General features: G+C 40.6%; 19 protein-coding genes. 1 reads left to right on the plus strand and 18 read right to left on the minus strand.

From position 1 onward, the window contains the following. The 13 genes from BN6556_RS18900 to citZ all read right to left on the minus strand — a co-directional run bounded on the left by BN6556_RS18900 (window position 1) and on the right by citZ (window position 14918). Window positions 1-1353, minus strand: a complete 1353-nt coding sequence (locus BN6556_RS18900; RefSeq protein WP_066194687.1) for a replication initiation and membrane attachment family protein — start codon at window positions 1351-1353, stop codon at window positions 1-3. A gap of 22 nt (window positions 1354-1375) precedes the next feature. Then, on the minus strand, window positions 1376-1843 hold the full coding sequence (gene nrdR, locus BN6556_RS18905) for a transcriptional regulator NrdR (protein WP_066194689.1): 468 nt from the start codon (window positions 1841-1843) through the stop codon (window positions 1376-1378). Window positions 1844-1865: 22 nt separating this feature from the next. After that, entirely contained in the window at window positions 1866-2255 is a 390-nt protein-coding gene (locus BN6556_RS18910; RefSeq protein ID WP_066194693.1) for a cytosolic protein, read from the minus strand. A gap of 317 nt (window positions 2256-2572) precedes the next feature. Continuing rightward, a complete protein-coding gene (gene speD, locus BN6556_RS18915; protein ID WP_066194696.1) occupies window positions 2573-2941 on the minus strand; it encodes an adenosylmethionine decarboxylase in 369 nt (122 codons plus the stop codon). A 27-nt stretch (window positions 2942-2968) separates the two neighbouring features. Continuing rightward, window positions 2969-3586, minus strand: a complete 618-nt coding sequence (gene coaE / locus BN6556_RS18920) for a dephospho-CoA kinase (protein WP_066194703.1) — start codon at window positions 3584-3586, stop codon at window positions 2969-2971. Between the two features lie 215 nt (window positions 3587-3801). Then, the gene (ytaF, locus tag BN6556_RS18925) at window positions 3802-4392 is read right to left on the minus strand and encodes a sporulation membrane protein YtaF (RefSeq protein WP_066194706.1); all 591 of its coding nucleotides are present in this window, start codon (window positions 4390-4392) and stop codon (window positions 3802-3804) included. A gap of 71 nt (window positions 4393-4463) precedes the next feature. Continuing rightward, window positions 4464-5294: a DNA-formamidopyrimidine glycosylase gene (gene mutM, locus BN6556_RS18930; protein WP_066194709.1), complete on the minus strand. Its 831-nt coding sequence runs from the start codon at window positions 5292-5294 to the stop codon at window positions 4464-4466. 12 nt (window positions 5295-5306) lie between these two features. Beyond that, window positions 5307-7943, minus strand: a complete 2637-nt coding sequence (gene polA / locus BN6556_RS18935; protein WP_066194711.1) for a DNA polymerase I — start codon at window positions 7941-7943, stop codon at window positions 5307-5309. Window positions 7944-8426: 483 nt separating this feature from the next. Continuing rightward, a complete protein-coding gene (pnpS, locus tag BN6556_RS18940; protein WP_066194714.1) occupies window positions 8427-9806 on the minus strand; it encodes a two-component system histidine kinase PnpS in 1380 nt (459 codons plus the stop codon). Continuing rightward, on the minus strand, window positions 9803-10504 hold the full coding sequence (locus BN6556_RS18945; protein ID WP_066194717.1) for a response regulator transcription factor: 702 nt from the start codon (window positions 10502-10504) through the stop codon (window positions 9803-9805). Before BN6556_RS18945 ends, pnpS begins: the two co-directional genes overlap by 4 nt. 1020 nt (window positions 10505-11524) lie before the next feature. Further along, a complete protein-coding gene (mdh, locus tag BN6556_RS18950) occupies window positions 11525-12463 on the minus strand; it encodes a malate dehydrogenase (protein ID WP_066194720.1) in 939 nt (312 codons plus the stop codon). Between the two features lie 16 nt (window positions 12464-12479). Next, window positions 12480-13745, minus strand: coding sequence for an NADP-dependent isocitrate dehydrogenase (icd, locus tag BN6556_RS18955; protein ID WP_066194721.1), 1266 nt, complete (start codon window positions 13743-13745; stop codon window positions 12480-12482). Window positions 13746-13802: 57 nt separating this feature from the next. After that, window positions 13803-14918, minus strand: a complete 1116-nt coding sequence (gene citZ, locus BN6556_RS18960; RefSeq protein ID WP_066194725.1) for a citrate synthase — start codon at window positions 14916-14918, stop codon at window positions 13803-13805. A gap of 323 nt (window positions 14919-15241) precedes the next feature. Here citZ and ytvI point away from each other — a divergent pair, with 323 nt between their 5' ends. Next, window positions 15242-16363 carry a sporulation integral membrane protein YtvI gene (ytvI, locus tag BN6556_RS18965; RefSeq protein ID WP_066194728.1) on the plus strand — a complete coding sequence of 374 codons (1122 nt, stop codon included), beginning with the start codon at window positions 15242-15244 and terminating at the stop codon, window positions 16361-16363. On the opposite strand, the gene BN6556_RS18970 is transcribed toward ytvI, so the two are convergent. From BN6556_RS18970 to accD, 5 genes are all read right to left on the minus strand, one after another. Next, window positions 16344-16736 carry an FxsA family protein gene (locus BN6556_RS18970; protein WP_066194731.1) on the minus strand — a complete coding sequence of 131 codons (393 nt, stop codon included), beginning with the start codon at window positions 16734-16736 and terminating at the stop codon, window positions 16344-16346. The two genes, ytvI and BN6556_RS18970, sit on opposite strands and share 20 nt — an antisense overlap. A gap of 237 nt (window positions 16737-16973) precedes the next feature. Beyond that, window positions 16974-18734, minus strand: a complete 1761-nt coding sequence (gene pyk, locus BN6556_RS18975; RefSeq protein WP_066194733.1) for a pyruvate kinase — start codon at window positions 18732-18734, stop codon at window positions 16974-16976. 60 nt (window positions 18735-18794) lie between these two features. Then, on the minus strand, window positions 18795-19754 hold the full coding sequence (gene pfkA, locus BN6556_RS18980) for a 6-phosphofructokinase (RefSeq protein ID WP_066194735.1): 960 nt from the start codon (window positions 19752-19754) through the stop codon (window positions 18795-18797). Between the two features lie 414 nt (window positions 19755-20168). Beyond that, window positions 20169-21134 (minus strand): acetyl-CoA carboxylase carboxyl transferase subunit alpha, encoded by a 966-nt coding sequence (accA, locus tag BN6556_RS18985; RefSeq protein WP_066194738.1) that lies wholly within the window; start codon window positions 21132-21134, stop codon window positions 20169-20171. After that, on the minus strand, window positions 21118-21990 hold the full coding sequence (gene accD / locus BN6556_RS18990; RefSeq protein WP_066194740.1) for an acetyl-CoA carboxylase, carboxyltransferase subunit beta: 873 nt from the start codon (window positions 21988-21990) through the stop codon (window positions 21118-21120). The genes accA and accD overlap by 17 nt, the downstream gene beginning before the upstream one ends. Window positions 21991-22148 lie beyond the last annotated feature (158 nt).

Below are 22148 nucleotides of genomic sequence, written 5' to 3' on the forward strand. Positions count from 1 at the left end.
TTATTCTTGATTAGCCTGATTTGCTAAATAGTTCGCCAGCATTTCATCCGCTTCCTTGGCCGTTTTTGCTTTTTCTTCGGTGCTTGGTGTTTGTTTTGGTTGTTGCTGCTGTTTCTGTTTCTTATACCATTCTGGCACGATATCTTTTTTGGGACTCGTCTGACGGTATCGTTGATTACTCTTCGTATTGGTTGTCCATTGCTGATATTTTTTGTTTTCCGACTTAGCTAATGTCATCGCCTGACGGACCGTTTTTACATTTTTACGTGCCCAATGACTGGCTATCTTCTCCATATAGGCCTTGGAAAGTTTCATATCTGTCTTTAACATCACATAATGAATCAATACATTCATCACGCCAGGATTAAGCCCTTGATTTGTCATAATATCACTAATCATGCGCAGTTCCTGCCTGGAGGCTTGATGTCCATCCAATTGATCCTCTAACAGTTTTTTTGGCGAGATATGCTCCAGCATATCGATAAATTGTTCTTCTTTCGTTTCCGGTTTGGCGACAGACGCCGAACTGATCACCTTTTGCTGATTGGTTACCTTATTTGAGGAATCCGACGAAGCACGTGGTATCAAATCCATACATGCCTGCTTGAATTCTTCAATCTGTAATTGGTTTTCCTCATTGATCGCCCAAAGCAGTGCCTTTTCAATGTCTTGATTATGAAGTTCATAGGCTACATACATCTGGTTAATAATCTGTTTCGCCTGTTTGGTCAAGATAGTGTCAACGGGAAGCATCCGCTGCCTTAATACTTGCTCCAGCCATTCGAAGTCTACTTCATTATCGATGGGAATGGCTGGTCGTGATTCTACCGATTCTATAGAGGGAGCCCCTGACTCACCAGCAAATGGGAAAACTTCCGTGAATTTTGCTGTTGTTTCTTTTTCCTGACTTGTTCGCTTATGTTTGCGAAAGATCGCTTGTACTTTCTTATATTTCTCGCTGCCAAGTTGATGATACAGCAGATGATTTAAGAAATCATCGTTGAGAAATCGTTCTGGTGACAAAGGCGGATGCAGCAAATAATGAAAGGCTTTATTCCCCTGATGTTCCTGTTCAAAAGTTTGCAGTAAGCCGATTGCTTCCAGCTTTCTTCTGGCTCGATACAGCCGATCCAATGGTAAAGAAATATAGGACATTAATTGGTGATGGGTTTGATATTCTTCTGTCAAGGCTGCTTCCGTATATAAGGTTTGATACAGGGTTAATGCTTCCATTCCTATCAACGGCTGATAAAGGTGCGTTAGTGAATTGGTATAAGATAATGGAACATCATTGGACATCTCGACTATATATAATTCTGATGGTAGTATTTTTCCGATATCTCCTAGTTGCATATATACATAGCCCCTTTATTCTTTATCCTTCGTTCTTATCTGTACGTATCAAATCCTTCAATTCATCAAGAAACACACTGATATCCTTAAACTGACGATATACCGAAGCAAATCGTACATAGGCGACTTCATCGACATCTACCAGACGATCCATTACCATTTCGCCGATTTCATCACTTTTTACCTCTGATGTACCGCGATTTCGTAATTCAGTCTCGATTTCTATCGCTATATTCTCTAATTCCTCTAACGCAACTGGACGTTTTTCACAGGCCCTGATCAGACCCCTTAACAGTTTATCTCTGCTGTATTCTTCTCGAGTGCCTTCTTTTTTTACTACTATAAGTGGTACCTCTTCGATCCGCTCAAAGGTAGTGAAACGAAAATGACACGATTCACACTCTCTACGGCGGCGTATCGTGCGACCTTCTTCAATGGGCCTTGAGTCTAAGACTTTGGTATTCTTATAGTGACAATGAGGACATCGCACAATCCATCACCCTTTATGTTATTTATTCTGTCGTCCCAACAAAGTCTAATTCTTTCTTAATCCTATCATATAGTTTGGGGATGAGTCGATGACTGTAACCAAAATCAAATGGAATAGCCGACTCCGTAGTTGCTGAGATATCAATTGCTGTACGATATGGCTTTACCATAATAATCGTCATAATGACAAATACCTTTCTGCCGGCTTTATAATTGAAACTAATCTCGCCATGATCTTTGGACATCCCCACAATTTGGCATTCCTTCATTTCTTTGAAAAGAGGTTCCAATTTATCAAATGCCTTGTCCTTGGTTGTCTTAAAATAGTGGGTTTTTAATGCCTCATCCCAATGCTTGTCTCTCGTCTCTGAATGGTTATTAAAATTCTTGTTTAACGTGTCCCTAAATGACATGTAATGTAACACCCCAATTATGTATTATTATTTTATCATCATGCACTCGTTCTTATGTTTTCAGCCCAAAGCAAGCAGCTGCAAGTCGTCCAGTGCCAGCGAACGATATACCGTCTGATAAGTTGTATGGATCATTAGCAAGAAAATCGCTACTAATGAATGCCTCACTTAATTATATTGTAACATGTTTTTAAAAAGAAAACGATTAAACACGTTGATTTATCAGGAAAACAATCAAAATCATGAAGGAGGGATAGATTTAGCAGGGATTTCCCCATCCCTAACGGATCAGGCAGGGATTACATACTAAAAACGGTCTATTGATGATGGGAAGTGGTCTCTCTCCTACCTCTTTTTAATTCTTGCTTGGAGACATTTTTTGCCTCTAGCTTATCTACCAGTTTTGTCACAATATCATGCGGATTGATGGTTTCACCACATGTATATACATCGATGCTGGCGTAGGCATGTTCTGGAAAACTATGTATGGTTAAATGCGACTCTGAAATAATCACCACACCACTCACGCCTGCAGGTGCAAATTGATGAAACGCCACCTCTCGCACTTCTGCACCTGCCAGTAAAGCAGCATTTACAAGGATTCTTTCCAGTTTCTCTATATCATTTAAACGTTCTGGGTTACACTCCCATAATTCTGCTATAACATGTCTGCCTAATGTATCCATTTCCCATCTTCTCTCCTATCCCAACTCTTAAAGTGGATAATCATTCACCCTTGTGATTTGCCAATCCTTTAGAACAGCCGCCACTTGTTGTTTGGTTTCCGTAATAGTGCCGCTATTATCAATCACATAATCAGCCAGTTGTTTCTTTTTTTCCAGATCCATTTGACTGCCCATTCGTTTTTCTGCTTCTTCTTTAGACAGCTGGTTCCGTTCCATTAGTCTTTTTTTTTGCACCGATTCGGTCGCTGCCACTACTATAGTTCGGTCGACTAAATATGTCAGATTATTTTCAAATAACAAGGGAATATCCAAAGCGATGGTGGCATGTCCTTGTTGCAGTAATGTCTCTTTTTGCTGCTGCATGCGTTGCCGTATGGCTGGGTGTACAATACTATTTAATTGATGTCGGCTTTCCTTCTCCTGAAAAATAAGCTTGCCCAGCTTCCCACGGTCAAGCGTTCCGTCAGCTTGTAACATTTCTTCGCCAAATACGGTTATAATTTCATGGAGCGCCGGTTCTCCTGGTTCAACTACTTCACGAGCAACAAGATCTGCGTCAATCACGGGGATATGATAGTCCTCCATCAATATTTGACTGACCAGTGATTTGCCTGTAGCAATGTTCCCTGTTATACCAATTATCATGTATGTCTCTCCTCTTTTTCACAGAAACAGAGTAAGCCACCCTGTTTCTGATTCAACTTTCACCCTGTTCAAGAATTGCCCCTCTTTCTTTATCACTAATCTAGGGTAGATAGAATGAGATAGTCACATCCAACATTTTTTCCATGCTAGGCAAGTACTCCGCTGCGTTTAAGATCACCATCATGTTAACAGTGAGGGCTTTGATTGTGTAGTTACTAGACAATCACCATTTTCCAAATACCAATCATCATTAATAGACAACTTGGCAAAAAAGACAATTTCTTTAGCGATTTGCGATCGGCAAAGGTCTTCCCTACTCGAACACCGACCAGCAAACAGCAAATGGTCACGATAAACAGAAAAATCGGTGTCATATAAGGGGAAGCACCAAGCAAATAAATACCAATCCCAGCGCCAAAGGAATCTAAAGACAAGGCGATCCCTATAAATATAGATTCCACACCGTTTATTTTTCCAGATTTATCAATATCTGCCGTCATCGGCTTTTTTAAGATCCTCAGAAAAATAGGGGCATTGTTCTTTGCTTTTCCTTCGAGCAGTAAAGAAATGAATAACACCAAACCAAGACAAGTTAAAATAAAACCACCTGTTATTTCCGTGTAACGAACCGAAAGAAACGTCGATATCACGGATCCAGCTAACATCGACAGCATAAAAACGGCCGCCACGGTAATCGAAATCTTGAACAGCTCTTTAACAGGCAGTGTTATACCACGCAGACCATAAGTAAAAGCCACTAAGAAACTATCCATACTAATCGCCAAAATAAGCAATGGGAGCATCATCGGTTATCATTTCTCCTTTATACAGGACTTTACGGTTAGTATATGGTGAAATAACAACCAATGTGCTAGCCTTATGCCAGCGGTTGACAGCTTGGGCAATAATGCGTACCTCTGCCGCTTATTTTTATTTTCATAATAGTATCCTCGCAGTGTGAACAGGGCTTATCTGTTTGACCGTAAACATTAAGCTGCTGTTGAAACATCCCAATTTGCCCCTGGGAATTAACGTAGGACCGAATCGTCGTGCCCCCTTGCTTTATCGCATCCTTTAGGGTTAAAACCGACGCTTCCAGGATATGCACTATTTGTTGTTCAGATAGCTGTGATCCCTTAATTAGGGGATGAATACCTGCTAAAAAAAGGGTCTCATCGACATAAATATTGCCTAATCCTGCAATGACGGATTGGTCTAACAAAATATTCTTAATATTTCGCTCACTGCGCTGTATCTTCTCCTTGAACAACGAAAAGGAAAACTGAGGTTCCAAGGGATCGTTTGCCAGTAACACAAGGGGCTTTTTGTTTAATTCATCCCCTTTTTTTTGCAGGTGCATGGTGCCAAATTTACGTACATCTTGATAACGCAAATCGGTACCATCCGTTAAATGAAAGACGACATGTGTATGGAGTGCTGTCTCTTCATCTCCAGGAAACACACCATATTTCCCCTCCATTCTTAAGTGGGAAACTAACACATAGCCATCCAAGTCAAACAGCAAGAACTTTCCTTTCCGTCGAATATCATGAATGGTTTGTCCCTTGATTAATTGCTGAAAAACCGCTGTATCATCTGGCTCTTGAATGATCTTCGGCCAGAAAATATCCACTGAAGCGATCGTTTTTTTCGATACTAACTGTTTTAATGTTTGCCTTATCGTTTCTACTTCTGGTAATTCAGGCATGGCATTATCTCCTTATTTTGCATCATACCAAGTATCGCCATAATCTACATCTACCTTTAACGGGACAGATAAATCAATCGCCTGGCTCATGACATCGACGACCAACTTGGAAATAGCGTCTAATTCTTCTTCTGGTACTTCTAATATTAATTCATCATGTACTTGTAAGAGCAGGGTTGACTGGTAATTCCCTGACTCCAGCTGATGATCAAGCTCTAGCATAGCCAGCTTGATCACATCGGCTGCACTTCCTTGAATCGGTGTATTCATTGCCGTCCGTTCAGCAAAGCTGCGCTGGTTAAAATTACGGCTGGTGATATCCGGCAAATAACGACGACGGTTCATAATCGTTGTCACAAAGCCATCTTGTTTAGCCTGTTGGACAATCTCATGCATATAATCCTGAACCCCGGGATAGCTTTCTAAATAACGTTTAATAAAAGATTTTGCCTCTTTTCTTGGAATACCAAGGTTCTGCGACAAGCCATAATCACTGATACCATAGACAATGCCAAAGTTGACCGCCTTAGCCTGACGTCGCATGGTGGAATCAACCTCTTCTTCCCTTACATGGAAGACGTCCATTGCCGTTTGGGTATGGATATCCTTATCTTCTTTAAAGGCCTTTTGCAGTTTCGCATCTCCCGCAATATGAGCGAGTACACGTAATTCAATCTGTGAATAGTCAGCCGCAAGTATCTTCCAGCCTGACTGTGAAGGAACAAAGGCTTGACGTATTTTACGCCCTTCTTCAATCCGGATCGGAATATTCTGCAGGTTAGGGTCAATGGAGCTCAATCGACCGGTCTGTGTTAAGGCTTGATTAAAGCGGGTATGAATCTTACTAGTATCTGGATCAATCACTTTGGTCAAGCCTGCGATATAAGTAGAATCGAGTTTTTTTAATTGTCGATACAACAACAATTTATCAATAATCGCATGCTGGCCTTGCAGTTGTTCTAATACGTCAGCCGCTGTGGAATACCCTGTCTTCGTCTTTTTAATCACTGGTAAGCCGAGCTCTTCAAATAAAATCGGACCAAGCTGCTTCGGTGAATTGATATTAAATGACCTGCCTGCCAATTCATAAATGTCCTTCTCCAAGGAATCCAGCTTTTCGGTTAATTCTTTCCCCATTTCGTTTAATCGGGATTTGTCTACCTGCACACCTGCCGCTTCCATTTTGCCTAAGACCATCGCAAGTGGCAGCTCTAAATCCATCAAAAGCGGCAATTGTTTGTTGTCAACCAAGGCTTGTTCCATTTGCTCTTTTAATCGATAAAGCATGGCTGCTTTACGTACGATATGTTCCTGCCACTGTTCTTTTTCTTCGGGCAAGCCCATTTTGGCTCCCTTGCCATATACCTCTTCGTCAAATCGAATGGCTGTCTCGCCAAAACGATGGCTGATTGCCGGGATATCATGATTATTCTCGGAAGGATTGATCAAATAAGAAGCCAATAATGTGTCAAACGCAATCCCTTTAATATCGATCGATAATCGACGAAGAAGCACAAGAATCTTTTTGGCATCAAATAAATACTTTTTGCTAGAAGCATCCTCTGCCCATTGCTTAAATGCAGTGGACTTTTCCATGGCACTGATTGGAACAAAATAATTCCCCTTCTCATTACTGATCGCAGCACCCACCATTTCTTCCGTATGATAATTCTCACCTAATATTTCAATCTCAAAGGCATCATGACCGGTAAATATATCATCCTGCACATCTTCTATCACTTGATACGCTATCTCTGGAATCTCCTGCTCCTCTTCCGGGCTTTCTTCCCCTTGTACGCGATGAACGAGCGATTGAAAGCCTAGCTCCTGGAAAAGCTGCTGCACCTTCTGTTCTTGATAATCCTCTAATACCGTGTCTTGAATCGATACGGTAATTGGAGAAGTTTGATTAATGGTAGCTAGCTCTTTACTCATTACGGCCGATTCTTTATGTTCCACTAGTTTCTCTTTTAACTTCTGACCGGAGACTTCCTCTAGATGGTCATAAAGGTTTTCAAGTGTACCGAATTGCTTAAGTAATTTGGTTGCTGTCTTCTGTCCAACCCCTGGCACTCCGGGGATATTATCGGATTTATCTCCCATTAAGGCCTTTAAATCAACCACCTGATCTGCTGTAATCTCCATATCCTCTTGCAACGTTTTTTCTGTATAGGTCATCACATCACTGATTCCCTTTTTCGTTAAACGAACTTGGATCTGCTCAGAAACTAGCTGGAGTAAGTCCTTATCTCCTGATATGACTTCTACTTGCATGCCTTGTTCCTTTGCTTGATGAGCAAGCGTACCAATAATATCATCTGCCTCATAGTTTTCTAATTGATAATGTTTGATTTGGAAGGCATCTAACAGTTCTCGCAAAAGAGGAAACTGCTCACTTAATTCAGAAGGGGTCTTCTCTCGACCTCCTTTGTAATCCTTATAAGCCTTATGACGAAAGGTCGTTTTGCCCGCATCAAAAGCTACTAGCATATTACTAGGCGTTTCCTGCTCCAATACCTTTAAGAGCATCGTTGTAAAACCATAGACGGCATTGGTATAGACGCCCTTATCGTTATTTAAAAGTGGTAAAGCGAAAAAAGCCCGATATGCAATACTATTACCGTCTATTAAGATGAGCTTATTGGTCATGTGATCCCTGTCTCCTTTGTGTACTAAATACGTTATTTATATTTTATCATGTTTACCGATCCACTGCACAGAAAGCAAATTTTAACTGATAGTTAGATACATTACTTTGCCATACATTTACCTGTTTTTCCCTTACTCAAGAAAACGAGTAGCAAACACGTCTTTGCTCACATTATTTCCTGATAATACCTCGTTTGAAAGTTGAATGAAATCATGTCTCACGGATCTGGTAGATGCTCTTGATCCATTTACGCAGTATGAGGAGATAACCAGGGGATAAATGCATTTATCCCCTGGTTATCTCCTCATACTGCTACCTTTCAGCAGAACTGAAAGGCGTGTGAATGGTCATTCACACGAATGGATCAAACATGGATTTATTGACCTCATATTATGTTGTCCTCATTAAAAACCATGTATACTTCCAGACACATTTTCTATTGAACACTGGATCAATTATATAAAGTAGTCTCGTGAGATCACTCACCACTTATTTGATAGGTTTACTCTGAAACGAGAACCTTCCGCTAATTTACTATCTACTTCGATTGTGCCATGATGTGCCTCAACAATATGTTTAACGATAGCTAACCCTAAACCTGTACCACCTGTGTTTCGACTTCTGGCCCTATCCACACGATAAAAACGTTCAAATATTCTTGGTATCGAATCCTCTGGAATACCAATCCCATTATCCTCGACTTCAAAAACAATCGTTGCGTCTGGTTGATAAATCCGTAAGATAACCTCTCCTTGTTCCTGGGTATAGCTCAACGCATTATATACGAGATTTAAAACTACTTGTTGCAATAAATCCGGATCGCCATAAAAAGATAGTCCCGGTTCGATATCTGCTTTAAAATAGCGCTGCTTTCCTGAAAATTGCTGTTCAATCAGCGTCAAGCTTTTACTGATCCAATCGTCCACCTCAATTAATTGAATCGAGAGGTTTAATTCCTCTTTTTCAATCTTTGATAGTTCCAACAAATCATGAATTAATGACTGCAGTCGGCTACTCTCATTTAAAATGATCGTCAGAAATTGTCTTTGTGTCTCTGAATCGGCATGTTCATCCTCCAATAAGGTTTCTGCAAAACCTTTTATGGAAGTCATTGGTGTCTTTAACTCATGGGAGACATTGGCAACAAAGTCTTTTCTCATCTGTTCTACTTGTTTTAGTTCTGTAATATCATAAAAAACTAATACCGATCCCTTTAATTCCTTTGATTCATTAATCACCGGAGCACCAACGATTTCGATATATTGTTTTTTCCCTTCCGTAATATTGGTAATATTGCCGTTGACTTTTTCTTCGTATAAAAAGGTTTCTTTCACCACTTTATGTATATCTTGATCCGCTAGCACCTCATAATACAAATAGCCCAAGCAATCACTCGATTGGTACTGAAACATTTCTAAAAATTTACGATTAATTAAATGTACATACCCTCGTTCATCAATTAGCATTAAACCACTTTCCATATTGTCCAATACCGTTGACCACTGATCAGATTGCACCTTTTGCCGAATAGACACTTCTTGTAAATGCCGTGCTAATGCATTAATCGAATTCCCTAATAATTGAGCATCGCCATAAGAAGGCACATAAATGCGGGCATTATAATTCCCTTCTGTTAAACTAGTAACAGTTTTCAAGGTAGAACGAACGGGACGAACATAATGAATGTATATGTTATAAACAAGTACTAATAAGATAATATAACCCATCGCTAATGAAAATAACACCATAAACCGCTCTGCTGTTGAAGCAAACTGCAAGATGACAATACCAATAAACACAAAGATAACAGCACTTACCACCATATAACGCAAAAAGAGCGTGTTTCGTTTGTTACCATTCATGGACGAGGCTCCTCCATTTTGTAACCTAAACCTCGTATTGTTTTAATATAAACGGGTTTCTTCGTATCTGGTTCAATCTTGTCACGCAAATGGCTGATATGGACATCAACAATTCTGGTATCACCAACGAAGTCATAATTCCAAACGGCACTTAATAGTTGATCCCGCGAAAGAACACGCCCTTTATGCTGTACTAAATAATGTAATAATTCAAATTCTTTTCTTGTAAAAGTAAGCGGCTGTTCATGAATAGTAGCTTCATATTGTTGTGGATATACTTTCAAGTCAGCAATTTTTATCACTGGATCCTCCGTGTCAGTATCTAATTGTTTGCGTGTCCTGCGTAAAATAGCCTTGACGCGGGCTACTACTTCTTTAGGACTGAAAGGTTTGGTTAAATAATCATCCGCCCCCAATTCCAAGCCCAATATCTTGTCCAACTCCTCTCCTTTTGCCGTTAGCATTAAGATCGGTGTCTCCACTTTGTTTTGTCGCAAAGCTTTGCATACTTCCGTCCCATCCATTCCAGGTAACATTAAATCTAATATAATTAAATCAAAGTTTCCTGTGTTGGCTTTTGCTAATCCTTCTGTACCATCATAGGCAACCTCTGTTTGAAAACCTGCTCTTTCCACATTATATTGCAGCAAGGTAACAATCGGCTGTTCATCATCAATAATTAACAATTTCTCTGCCATAGTCGATCCTTCCTTCTTGTTTAGTAGTTATCTCGATGCAAGCACTCCATGAGGTTTACTATATTCTAGTATGAGCTTTCCTCTGATTGCTTTTGTTAAGTTTAACCTAACTCTATCTTCATCATACACGGTGCTTGGAGGAATGTGAACAGATTCGACTATTTCTGCTTGTAAAAAATGGTTTACAATAAATTTACCAAAACTTAATATAAGAAAACCTAGGCTGAACTCCGCCCGGTCCTTTACCGACCACTCAAAGAAGTTACTGAACTACCGATAAGATAGATTATGTAAAGTAGTTTGCTTTCTTTAGTGGTGAGTTTGCCCGTTTTTTTATGCTAGGCGAGCGCTCCGGGAATATGCTACGCTTTCCATGGGGACGGCTTCAGCTAACTAAAAAGAAGAGCACTTTTTAGTGGATCTTCAGCTCGTCCTGGTCCCATAGGAGTCTCCGCATATTCCCTCCGCTAGGTAAAAGTTCAACAATGGTTATCACTGCAAGGAGAATGCGTTCTAAGTACCTAGACACTATGATAGTAAAAGGAAAAAATCGTCAACTGATTCTTCGGCTGCGTAGTGGATCACGGTACAAATATAAAAGTCATAACGTAGGATCAAACCGTTCTCAGAAAAAGGTTATGCGGTTTGCTTATTGGCAGAAATATAGTATCTGGAACACTTCATCTTCGCAGTCATTCGATTGTAGTCCTACTAATCAGCGGAGGAAATAGGTAGAGACTCCATAGAGGTTCATAGGCTAAAAACGCAACGACAATCGCCACGCCTGCACTGGCATGTCCTATGCATCGAAGCGGAACCTATTTTCGGAGCGCTGTCTAGCACTGACAAACAATCAACTTTACTACATGGAATAATGGAACTAGATACTTTACATCATCTATCTTATCGGTACCGCCATTCGTTCAAGATCAAAATCGGTCCACATCCTATCATACTCAGAATTCTATGCTTTTCTATCTTTCAAAAAAGCCACTATCATCTAAGATAGTGGCTTTTTCATCAAGGTAGCTTATGGATAACTTCCTTAACAGAAGCAGCGGACTGCTCTAATTGCTGCTTTTCTTCTTCTGTAAGTTCTAACTCAATGATCTCTTCCACACCATTTCCACCAATAATAGTCGGTACACCTAAATAGAGATCGTGATAGCCGTATTCGCCTTCCAAATAGGTAATCACAGGAAGGACACGCCTCTGATCTTTGAGGATGGCTTCTACCATTTCAACGAGGGAAGCGGCCGGCGCATAATACGCACTACCATTTCCTAATAGTTCGACTATTTCTCCTCCACCTTTACGAGTACGTTCTATAATTGCTTCCAAGCGGTCGGGTGTGAGTAAGCTTGCTATCGGGATGCCACCAGCATAGGAGTATCTAATCAGTGGTACCATATCATCACCATGACCACCCAACACAAAACCAGTAATATCCTTTACAGATAGACTCAACTCTTGTGCCACAAACGTACGGAATCGAGCGGTATCTAATACACCGGATTGACCAATCACCCGACGTTTGTCAAATCCAGATTGTTTGAATACCGTGTAGGTCATGGCATCGACTGGATTTGTCAGCACAATCACCAACGAGTCAGGGGCATAGGTGACGATATTATCTGCAATAGTTTTCATGATATTCGCATTCGTCTGAACTAAGTCATCACGGCTCATCCCCGGCTTTCGGGCAATCCCGGCTGTAATCACGATAATATCTGAATCTACGGTATCCGCATAATCTGCTGTTCCAGTAATAGATGCGTCGAACCCCTGCACAGGTCCGGCCTCTTGCATATCCAAGGCCTTCCCTTTCGCAGGTCCTTCCATATCTGGAATATCAACCAGAACTACATCCGCTAATTCTTTTTGCGCCATCATTAACGCCGTTGTTGCGCCTGTAAAACCACTGCCTATGACAGATACTTTCTTCCGTCTTATTGCCATAAATAAGGACAGCTCCTTAGTCCATATTTTTGATTAATTCATCAGCAAATCCTGACGTTTTTACTTCCGTTGCCCCATCCATTAAACGGGCGAAGTCATAAGTAACCACTTTCGAACCAATGGTTTTATCCATAGATTTCAACACTAGGTCTGCTGCTTCTCTCCAGCCAAGATGCTCTAGCATTAATACGCCAGAAAGGACAACGGAGGATGGATTTACTTTATCTAGCCCAGCATATTTTGGTGCTGTACCGTGTGTTGCTTCAAAGATGGCATGACCTGTTTCATAGTTAATGTTGGCACCTGGTGCAATACCGATTCCACCAACCTGTGCAGCTAAAGCGTCGGATACATAATCACCATTAAGGTTCATTGTCGCCACAACATCAAATTCTTTTGGACGAGTAAGAATCTGCTGTAAGAAGATATCAGCAATAGCGTCCTTCACGATTAGACGGCCAGCTGCTTCTGCTTCTGATTGTGCCTTATCCGCTGCCTCTCTGCCTTTTTCTTCAACGATTTGATCGTATTCTGCCCAAGTAAATACTTTATCTCCGTATTCTCTTTCTGCTAGTTCATAACCCCAGCTTTTGAAGGCACCTTCTGTAAACTTCATGATGTTACCTTTGTGTACTAACGTCACACTCTTACGCCCTTCGTTAATGGCATAATCAATAGCCGCACGTACTAGACGTTCTGTTCCTTCTTTCGATACCGGCTTCACACCTAGTCCAGAAGTTTCAGGAAAACGAATATTTTCCACGCCCATTTCATTTTGAAGGAAATCAACAACTTTCTTCACTTCATCGCTTCCTTCTTGCCATTCTATCCCTGCATAGATATCTTCTGTATTTTCACGGAAAATGACCATATCTGTATCTTCTGGACGCTTAACAGGTGATGGTACGCCTTCAAACCAGCGTACAGGACGAAGACAAGTAAACAAGTCCAGTTTTTGACGCAATGCTACATTTAAGGAACGAATACCTCCACCAATTGGGGTAGTAAGAGGACCTTTAATCGCAATCTTATATTCACGGATAGCGTCTAAGGTTGCTTCAGGAAGCCATTCGCCTGTTTGGTTATATGCTTTTTCACCAGCAAGTACTTCTTTCCATTCAATACCTTTTTCACCGTTATATGCTTTATCAACTGCCGCTTCTAGTACCCGCTTAGAGGCTGCCCAGATATCAGGACCTGTTCCATCCCCTTCAATGAAAGGAATAATTGGTTTATTAGGTGTTTGAACGACACCATTTTCTACTGTGATTTTGTCTCCCATGTTTTAAATCCTCCTAGTTTTATAATTATTTATAAATCATTTCCATAAAGAAAATGTTTAACGCTCTTGAATGTCAACATATTTTTTGTTTGTTGGGCCTACATATTCTGCCCTTGGTCGGATTAAGCGGTTGTTTTCATACTGTTCTAAGATATGTGCTGTCCAGCCCGAGAAACGACTGATGGAAAAAATAAGGGTGTATAAATCATGTTTTATCCCTAAACTATGGTACACGGAAGCGGAATAGAAATCAACATTTGCCGGCAGGCCTTTTTCGGCTTTAATATAATCTTCAATCGTAACCGATATTTCGTACCATTTCTCCATACCATGACGGGCAGTTAATTCCCTTGACATCTCTTTTAAATACTTGGCACGTGGGTCCCCTGTTTTGTACACACGGTGTCCCATTCCCATAATTTTTTCTTTGTTTGCCATTTTCTCTTTGATATAAGGAACGGCATTCTCGACTTCACCTATCTCCAGCAGCATGTCCATCACTCGTTCATTTGCTCCACCGTGCAGCGGCCCTTTCAAGGCACCGATGGCGGCCGTAATACCAGAATACATATCTGATAATGTAGCGACACACACGCGCATGGTAAAGGTGGAGGCATTTAATTCATGATCGGCATGAAGCACTAATGCCTTATTGATTGCCTCTATTTCTAGTGCCTCCGGTTCTTCCCCTCTTAGCATGTACAAAAAGTTAGCAGCATAACTTAATCCTTCTTTTGGTTGCACTACTTCCTTGCCATCACGAATACGGGAAAAAGCCGCTACTATAGAAATGACTTTTGCCTGCAATCGTACGGCCTTACGTCGATTTGCTTCCTCAGACATTTCATCCGCTTCCTCGTCATAAATCCCTAACAAAGATATAACCGTTCGCAGGGCAGCCATTGGGTGCACATTATGTATATCATATGAATGAAAATGATTTACTATCGCTTCTGAAATCGTCATATTTTCAAATAAGTCTTTCTCTAGTGCCTCCAGCTCCTCTTTCTTAGGAAGACGTTTATTCCAAAGTAAAAATATTACTTCTTCAAAGCTAGCATTTTCTGCCAAATCATCAATCGTATAACCTGCATAAGTTAATTGATCATCAATAATAGAACTAACTTCCGATTCAAGCGCTACTATCCCTTCAAGACCTTTTGCTGTTGTCATAAGTTCCCACTCCTTTTCTTATCTAAACTACTAGTCTATTATGTTGAAAGCCATTATTTACATATTGCTTTGAACATCCCCATGCCTATTATAAACAAACGAAAAAATGAAGTAAATGAAAACGATTAAAATTGTTCATAAATAGACCATCTATATCATAGCTTGTACAAATAACTAATCTTTATCATATCATATTTTCAATGATTTTTAAAAAAATAGCTCTAGACGATGATCAAACACACCATCAAGCCATGCTAATCCTCTACTATAACAGGGTACGCGGCTCTTTTGAACACGTCCTTAAACAGAAAGGTCTGACTTATATGCTCTGGAAACAAATGCTGCTAAGAAGCCTTTATTTAGCGTTTTGGCTCTGCTTAGCTGGGTTATTATTATATGGCCTGGTGCATTACCTCTTCCCGCTTTTATTAGGCGGATTATTTTCTTTGCTTATTTATCCGATAATCAAATGGGTAGAGCAGCGTTTTCGGCTGCCCTATATCGTAAGTTGCATACTAACGATCCTATCGCTTATTATTAGCGGGATGGCTTTGGTAATTATGATAGGAATTGAATTGTTACAAGGTGTTTATTATTTATCGGAATGGCTGCCCCGTTATCTGTATGAATTATTGGAAAAAATCATCTACTCCCTGCAATCATGGATTCAGCCCATTTTGAATAAACTGAATCATTATATGGAAGCCCTGCCTAATCAGCAGCACATTTTGGTGGAGGATACCTTTGCGAAATGGAGTGTAGAATTAACCACGTATTTCTCTTCATTACTGGAGGGCTTGTTTAATGGACTCGTTGAACAAATGGTTCATTTACCTGGTTCCATTACTATTTTTATCTTTTCTTTGTTGTGTACCTTTTTCATTTGTAAGGACTGGGATCGTGCTTATACGACCCTAAACCGTTTTGCCCCTTTTTCCATCAGTCTAATCACACAATTGTATATTCAAATCCGAGAGAAAATTGGACTGTATATCAAGGCACAATTATTGCTGATCATGATTTCCTTCGTGATCATTCTCACTGGATTACTTATTTTTCAAATTCCTTACCCACTGACGATCGCACTCTTGATTGCGGTGATTGATCTCTTACCTGTTGTTGGTACAGGCCTGATTTTCATCCCTTGGAGTCTTTATTTAATGATGGCCGGTGATTACGGTTTGGCAATTGGGCTCTTTGTCCTTTATGCGATTGTTCTGCTGCAAAGACAGATATTGGAGCCAAAAATTATTGCCAATGCCTTAGGTATTCATCCTTTACTCACATTGCTGACGATTTATTTAGGCTTTCGTCTCTTCGGTGTCATAGGAATTTGGTTTGGGCCGCTTCTGCTCTTTATCGGAAAAGCTAGCGTTGACATCAAATTATTTCACATGCTCCGAAATTATATCAAACATCATCAATTTACCATCGATAAAACTTAAAATTTCCTTTGGATGACCATTTTATTGCCAAATTATGAAACATATTTCGAAAAGGCACCCTGGTGAATGGAATTAATAAACAAAAACCAAAGAGATCGGTGACAAACCCAGGAGATAACAGGGCAACGGATCCTAATAAGATACAGAGTCCATCAAATACATAAGCATTCGGGGCATATCCCCTATTCATGTCTACCTGCGTCTTTCTAAGGGTTTCTATTCCTTGTTTTCTTGCTAACCAAAGACCGATTACTCCAGTTAAAACAATCAATATACCTACCCACCAAGGTCCGATATAACCACCTATCCAAATAAACACCGCGATTTCGACGGCAGGCATTAGGATAACTAACAATAATAACCAGCGCAACATACGATATCACTCTCCATAAATAGTTTGTAAGAAAAGCAAGCGACTTTTCCACTTCGACCACGCAAATGCCTGAAAAAAAGTTACTTGGATAGCGACACGAGCTTTTCATCACACGAAGGGGGAAGAGAAGATCAACACTTTATTGAGTTATATACTTTTCTTTCCTGATCAAAAAGGAGAAGATGCGCACCTTCTCCTTTTGAATTCTATCTCATTTTATTTTGCGTATTTTGTTTATTATAACACACTGGCATGTCCAGCGTAAATGTCACCTTTTTTAGCGTCCATCGTAATATCCTGACCGTTTTCGATAATATCAAGGGCGTTCTCCACGCCTACAATTACCGGAATATCTAAGCTTAGTCCTGCAATAGCTGCATGAGATGTTAAGCCGCCTTCAACGGTGATAAGCCCACTCGCTTGCTCTAGCACTGGAATCATGTCTTTATCCGTGCTGTACGTTACGACAATGTCATCTGGCTTTACCTTGTTTTTAGCGTCTTCTGCATTCTTACAAATAACTGCTCGTCCATAAGAACTGCCTTTGCCAACACCTTGTCCTTTTGTTAAGACATCACCAATCACATGAATTTTCATAAGATTGGTTGTCCCACTCTCTCCAACTGGTACGCCTGCTGTGATAATTACACGATCACCACGTTGGAATTGATTTGTTTTCAAGCCTTGTTCAATGGCCTCTGCTAATACATCATCCGTTGTATACAATAAATTGCCAACGATCGTTTCTACCCCCCACACCAAGGCTAAGCGGCGACTCACTTGTTCATCAAATGTCATGGCTACAATTGGCGCTTCCGGACGGTATTTGGAAATCATACGTGCGGTAAATCCACTCACAGTTGGAGTAAGAATGGCGTCCGCATCAAGATTCATCGCCGAGTGATTGACGGACTGACTAATGGCATCAGTAATCGTCATCTCGGAAGATTTGGAACGAAGATCAAGCACCGCCTTGTGAGGAATGGAAGTCTCCGCCTTTCGGGCAATATTGCTCATGGTTTGAACAGCCTCAACAGGATAATCTCCGGCAGCTGTTTCCCCAGACAACATGATTGCATCGGTTCCATCTAAGATAGCATTCGCTACATCGGATGCCTCTGCTCTTGTTGGACGAGGGTTTCGTTGCATAGAGTCTAACATTTGGGTTGCCGTAATCACTGGTTTCCCTGCGTTGTTACATTTGAAAATCATTTCTTTTTGCACTAACGGGACTTCCTCTGGTGGAATTTCAACACCTAAGTCACCACGTGCCACCATCAAGCCATCACTAATTTGAAGAATGGAGTCTAGATTGTCAACTCCTTCTTGATTTTCGATTTTCGGAATGATATGAATTTGAGTTGCCTCATTTTCCTCAAGCAATCCTCTGATTTCCAATACATCCGATGCCCGACGAACGAACGAAGCGGCAATGAAGTCCACACCTTGCTCGATACCAAATTGGATGTCTGCTGCATCTTTATCCGTGATACCTGGAAGATTCACACTAACATTTGGTACGTTTACACCTTTTTTATTCTTTAGTACGCCTGAATTCAAGGCAACTGTCTTTAACTCTTGTGTATCTTTATGAATCTCTACTACCTCTAAGGCAATTAAACCATCATCTAGTAACAGCTTAGAGCCAACTTCCACATCATGAATCAGTTGTGGGTAGGTAACCGAAATATGCTCCGAATCACCTTCAATCTCGTTCATGGAGACATAAATGGTATTTCCCTTCACGATATCAATCATGCCATCCTTCAGTACTCCTGTACGAATTTCTGGTCCTTTTGTGTCCAATAAAATGGCAACGGTTTTGCCTAATTTTTTTGCGGCCTTGCGTATATTAGCTATTCGGGCACCATGCTCTTCAAAATCACCATGAGAAAAGTTAAGACGCGCGACATTCATTCCCGCTTCTATTAATTGTTCTAATTTCTCTTCGGACTCGGATGCTGGGCCGATCGTACATACGATCTTTGTTCTTCTCATTTTTTTCTTCCTCCTTTATTAACTTACCGGGTGGTTCCAAAAATACTGTAGTCACTATATTTAGATAGATAACTGATTAGCTAGCTTATACATATTCATATTAATTGTGTGTTTGGTGCTCAACACTTCATTGATATCACGGTCGACCACAATATTATTTTCTACGCCAACCATTCTACCGCCGATTCCATCCATCAACAAGTCTACCGCCTTTGCTCCTAGTCTGCTCGCTAATACGCGATCATAACCAGATGGCGAGCCGCCTCGCTGAATATGACCAAGTACGGTTACACGTGTATCCATTTTGGTTTCTTCTTCAATCCGTTTTCCATACGTAACGCCACTGTCTACCCCTTCCGCCAAAATAATAATGCTGTGTTTTTTGCCACGTTCTTGCCCTCTTTTTAATTTGGCTACTACACTTTCAAACGTTTCATGCTGCTCAGGAATAATGACTGTTTCCGCACCATTGGCCAATCCTGCCCACAAGGCCAGATCACCTGCCCCTCTACCCATTACTTCAATGACATATGTACGTTCATGCGAGGTAGCTGTGTCACGGATCTTATCAACAGCATTAACAATCGTATTCAAGGCTGTATCAAAGCCAATGGTGTAATCTGTACCAGCAATATCATTATCAATCGTACCAGGTACACCAATACATGGAAAACCTTTTTGCGTTAATTTTTCAGCTCCACGGAATGATCCGTCGCCACCGATGACAATTAAACCTTCCAAACCTATTTTCCGCATTTGTTTAATAGCTTTTTCTTGGCCTGCGTCAGTCTTGAACTCATCTGATCTAGCAGAATACAGAATAGTCCCTCCACGCTGGATAATATCTCCTACTGAACCGAGCACCATTGGCTTGATGTTACCTTCCATCAACCCTTCAAAGCCATTGTAAACACCATAGACTTCTAAATCGTTAAAAATAGCAGTACGAACAACCGCTCGAATAGCTGCGTTCATTCCAGGTGCGTCGCCCCCACTAGTTAAAACACCAATTTTCTTCAACACAATCACCTCTTTAATAGTTGAAAACCTGCACGTTTATCCAATGGTTAAGCAAAAGACTTATTGCTAAAATATACCGTGTTGCTTTATTACTTTATCCCTGTCTTTGCTTTACCTCTGTTTACGTGTCATGTCGTCTTTTTAGCTTTTTACTTTTGACTATTGTCATTATACATGAAATAACAAGGAATCTCATCCCTCCACCTATCTATTTTAGCTCATTTATTCACAATTTGAAAGTTTTATTACAATCAGAATGAAAGATAACGTATGAAAGAGCAGTCAGTTTTTTCTGGAGTGAAAATCTTCATCATTGATTGTACTGATAATAGTTGTCCAGCTTGCTCTTTTATCGCAGTGTGGTTGCAGTAACTATAAAAACTCCTCATCGCTGTGATGAGGAGGAATTTCTTTTTATTCAGGTATGGGCGATTTCACATCACCAATTTTTTGATATTTTTCCCAGCGTTGGTTTAACAATGTTTCGGTTGACTCGCCTTGTAATTCTTCCAGTGATCTATCCAATGTTTCGCTAATATAAAGGGCCTGTGTTACGACATCGCGATGTGCTCCCCCAAGCGGTTCTGGGATCACTTCATCGATAACGCCTAATTCCTTTAAATCGGGTGCTGTAATTTTTAAGGAGGCAGCTGCACGTTCTGCTTGGGCAGAATCTTTCCATAACAATGCTGCGGCACCCTCAGGGGAGATAACGGAATAAGTAGAATTCTCTAACATATGAATGTGATCCGTTACACCAATACCTAAGGCACCGCCACTTCCACCCTCCCCAATAACAATAGAGATTGTTGGAACTTCCAGAGTTGACATTTCCATTAGATTGCGGGCAATTGCTTCACTTTGACCACGTTCTTCTGCTGTTTTCCCTGGATAAGCACCTTTTGTATCGATAAACGTAATAATTGGCCTATTAAATTTTTCGGCTTGCTTCATATGGCGGAGAGCTTTACGGTATCCCTCTGGATGCGGGCTTCCAAAATTTCGTTTAATATTATCCTTGGTGTTTTTACCACGCTGCTGTCCAATAATGGTAATCGGCTGACCTCTGTACTTTGCCATTCCTGCTACGATCGCCTCATCTTCTGAATAGAAACGGTCACCATGAAATTCAATAAAATCAGAAAATAATTGCTCAATATAATCTAGCGAAGTAGGGCGATCAGCATAACGAGCAATTTGGACACGGTCCCAAGGCTTTAAATTCCCATAAATATCATTCTCCAGCTTTGCCAAACGAGCTTCCATTTTGCCGATTTCATCTGATAAGTCAATATTTGTATCTTGCGTCATTGTTTTTAATTCTTCGATCTTCTCACGCAGTTCTACTACTGGCTTTTCGAATTCAAGAACTTGTTTCATCTGATTCACCTCCGAACCCATGAATATCTAGGATTGTGCTCAGAGTCTCTCTCATTTTCAAGCGCGATATCACTTTATCCACTTGGCCATGTTTTACTTGAAACTCTGCCGTCTGAAAATCTTTCGGAAGCTTCTCACGGATGGTCTGTTCGATAATACGCCGGCCGGCAAAGCCAATTAATGCACCAGGTTCGGCGAAATTGTAATCCCCAATCGAGGCAAAACTTGCAGAAACACCGCCTGTAGTCGGGTTGGTCATAATTGATATAAACAAGCCACCTTCTTTATGGAAACGTTGAATGGCCATCGATGTTTTGGCCATTTGCATCAAGCTTAAGATTCCCTCTTGCATCCGGGCACCGCCTGAAGCTGTATAAATTATGATTGGTAGCTTTTGTTGTCGTGCATTTTCTATTGCCCTAGTAATCTTTTCGCCAACAACAGATCCCATACTTCCCATTCGAAAACGAGCATCCATTACAGCAATAGCAGTTTTATGACCATTAATAGTTCCGGTACCTGTGACAACCGCCTCGTTAAGACCCGTTTTTTTGCGATCATTTTCTAACTTCTCTTGATATTGCGGAAAATCTAGGGGATTCTCAGATAATAAATCACCGTCCCATTCTTCAAACGAGGCTTCATCAAATAAGGCTGTTATACGCTCATTAGCGGCTATTTGATGGTGATGCCCACAAGAAGGACAGACATATAAGTTTTTTTGAAATTCTTTTTGATAAATGATTTTTTTACAGCCGGCACATTTCTGTAGTAGCCCCTCCGGCACGTCTTTTTTAGCATTTTCTCCAGAAACGGGTGTGTTTCTTTTCTTGTTACCAAACAAATCTTTCAACAATGGAGATTCCTCCTTTACAACTCTCACAATCCATCTATTCAATTCATTTATCGAACCTTTGGGGTTGTCTATATCATAGAGGCAACTTTATAGTGCTGTTTCTGTGTATGACTATACGTATAAGTACTTTTTCTATGGGTACTGCTTTGGAAGCCACA

Source organism: Gracilibacillus timonensis, from assembly GCF_900086715.1.
In the GTDB taxonomy this organism is placed as follows: domain Bacteria; phylum Bacillota; class Bacilli; order Bacillales; family Amphibacillaceae; genus Gracilibacillus; species Gracilibacillus timonensis.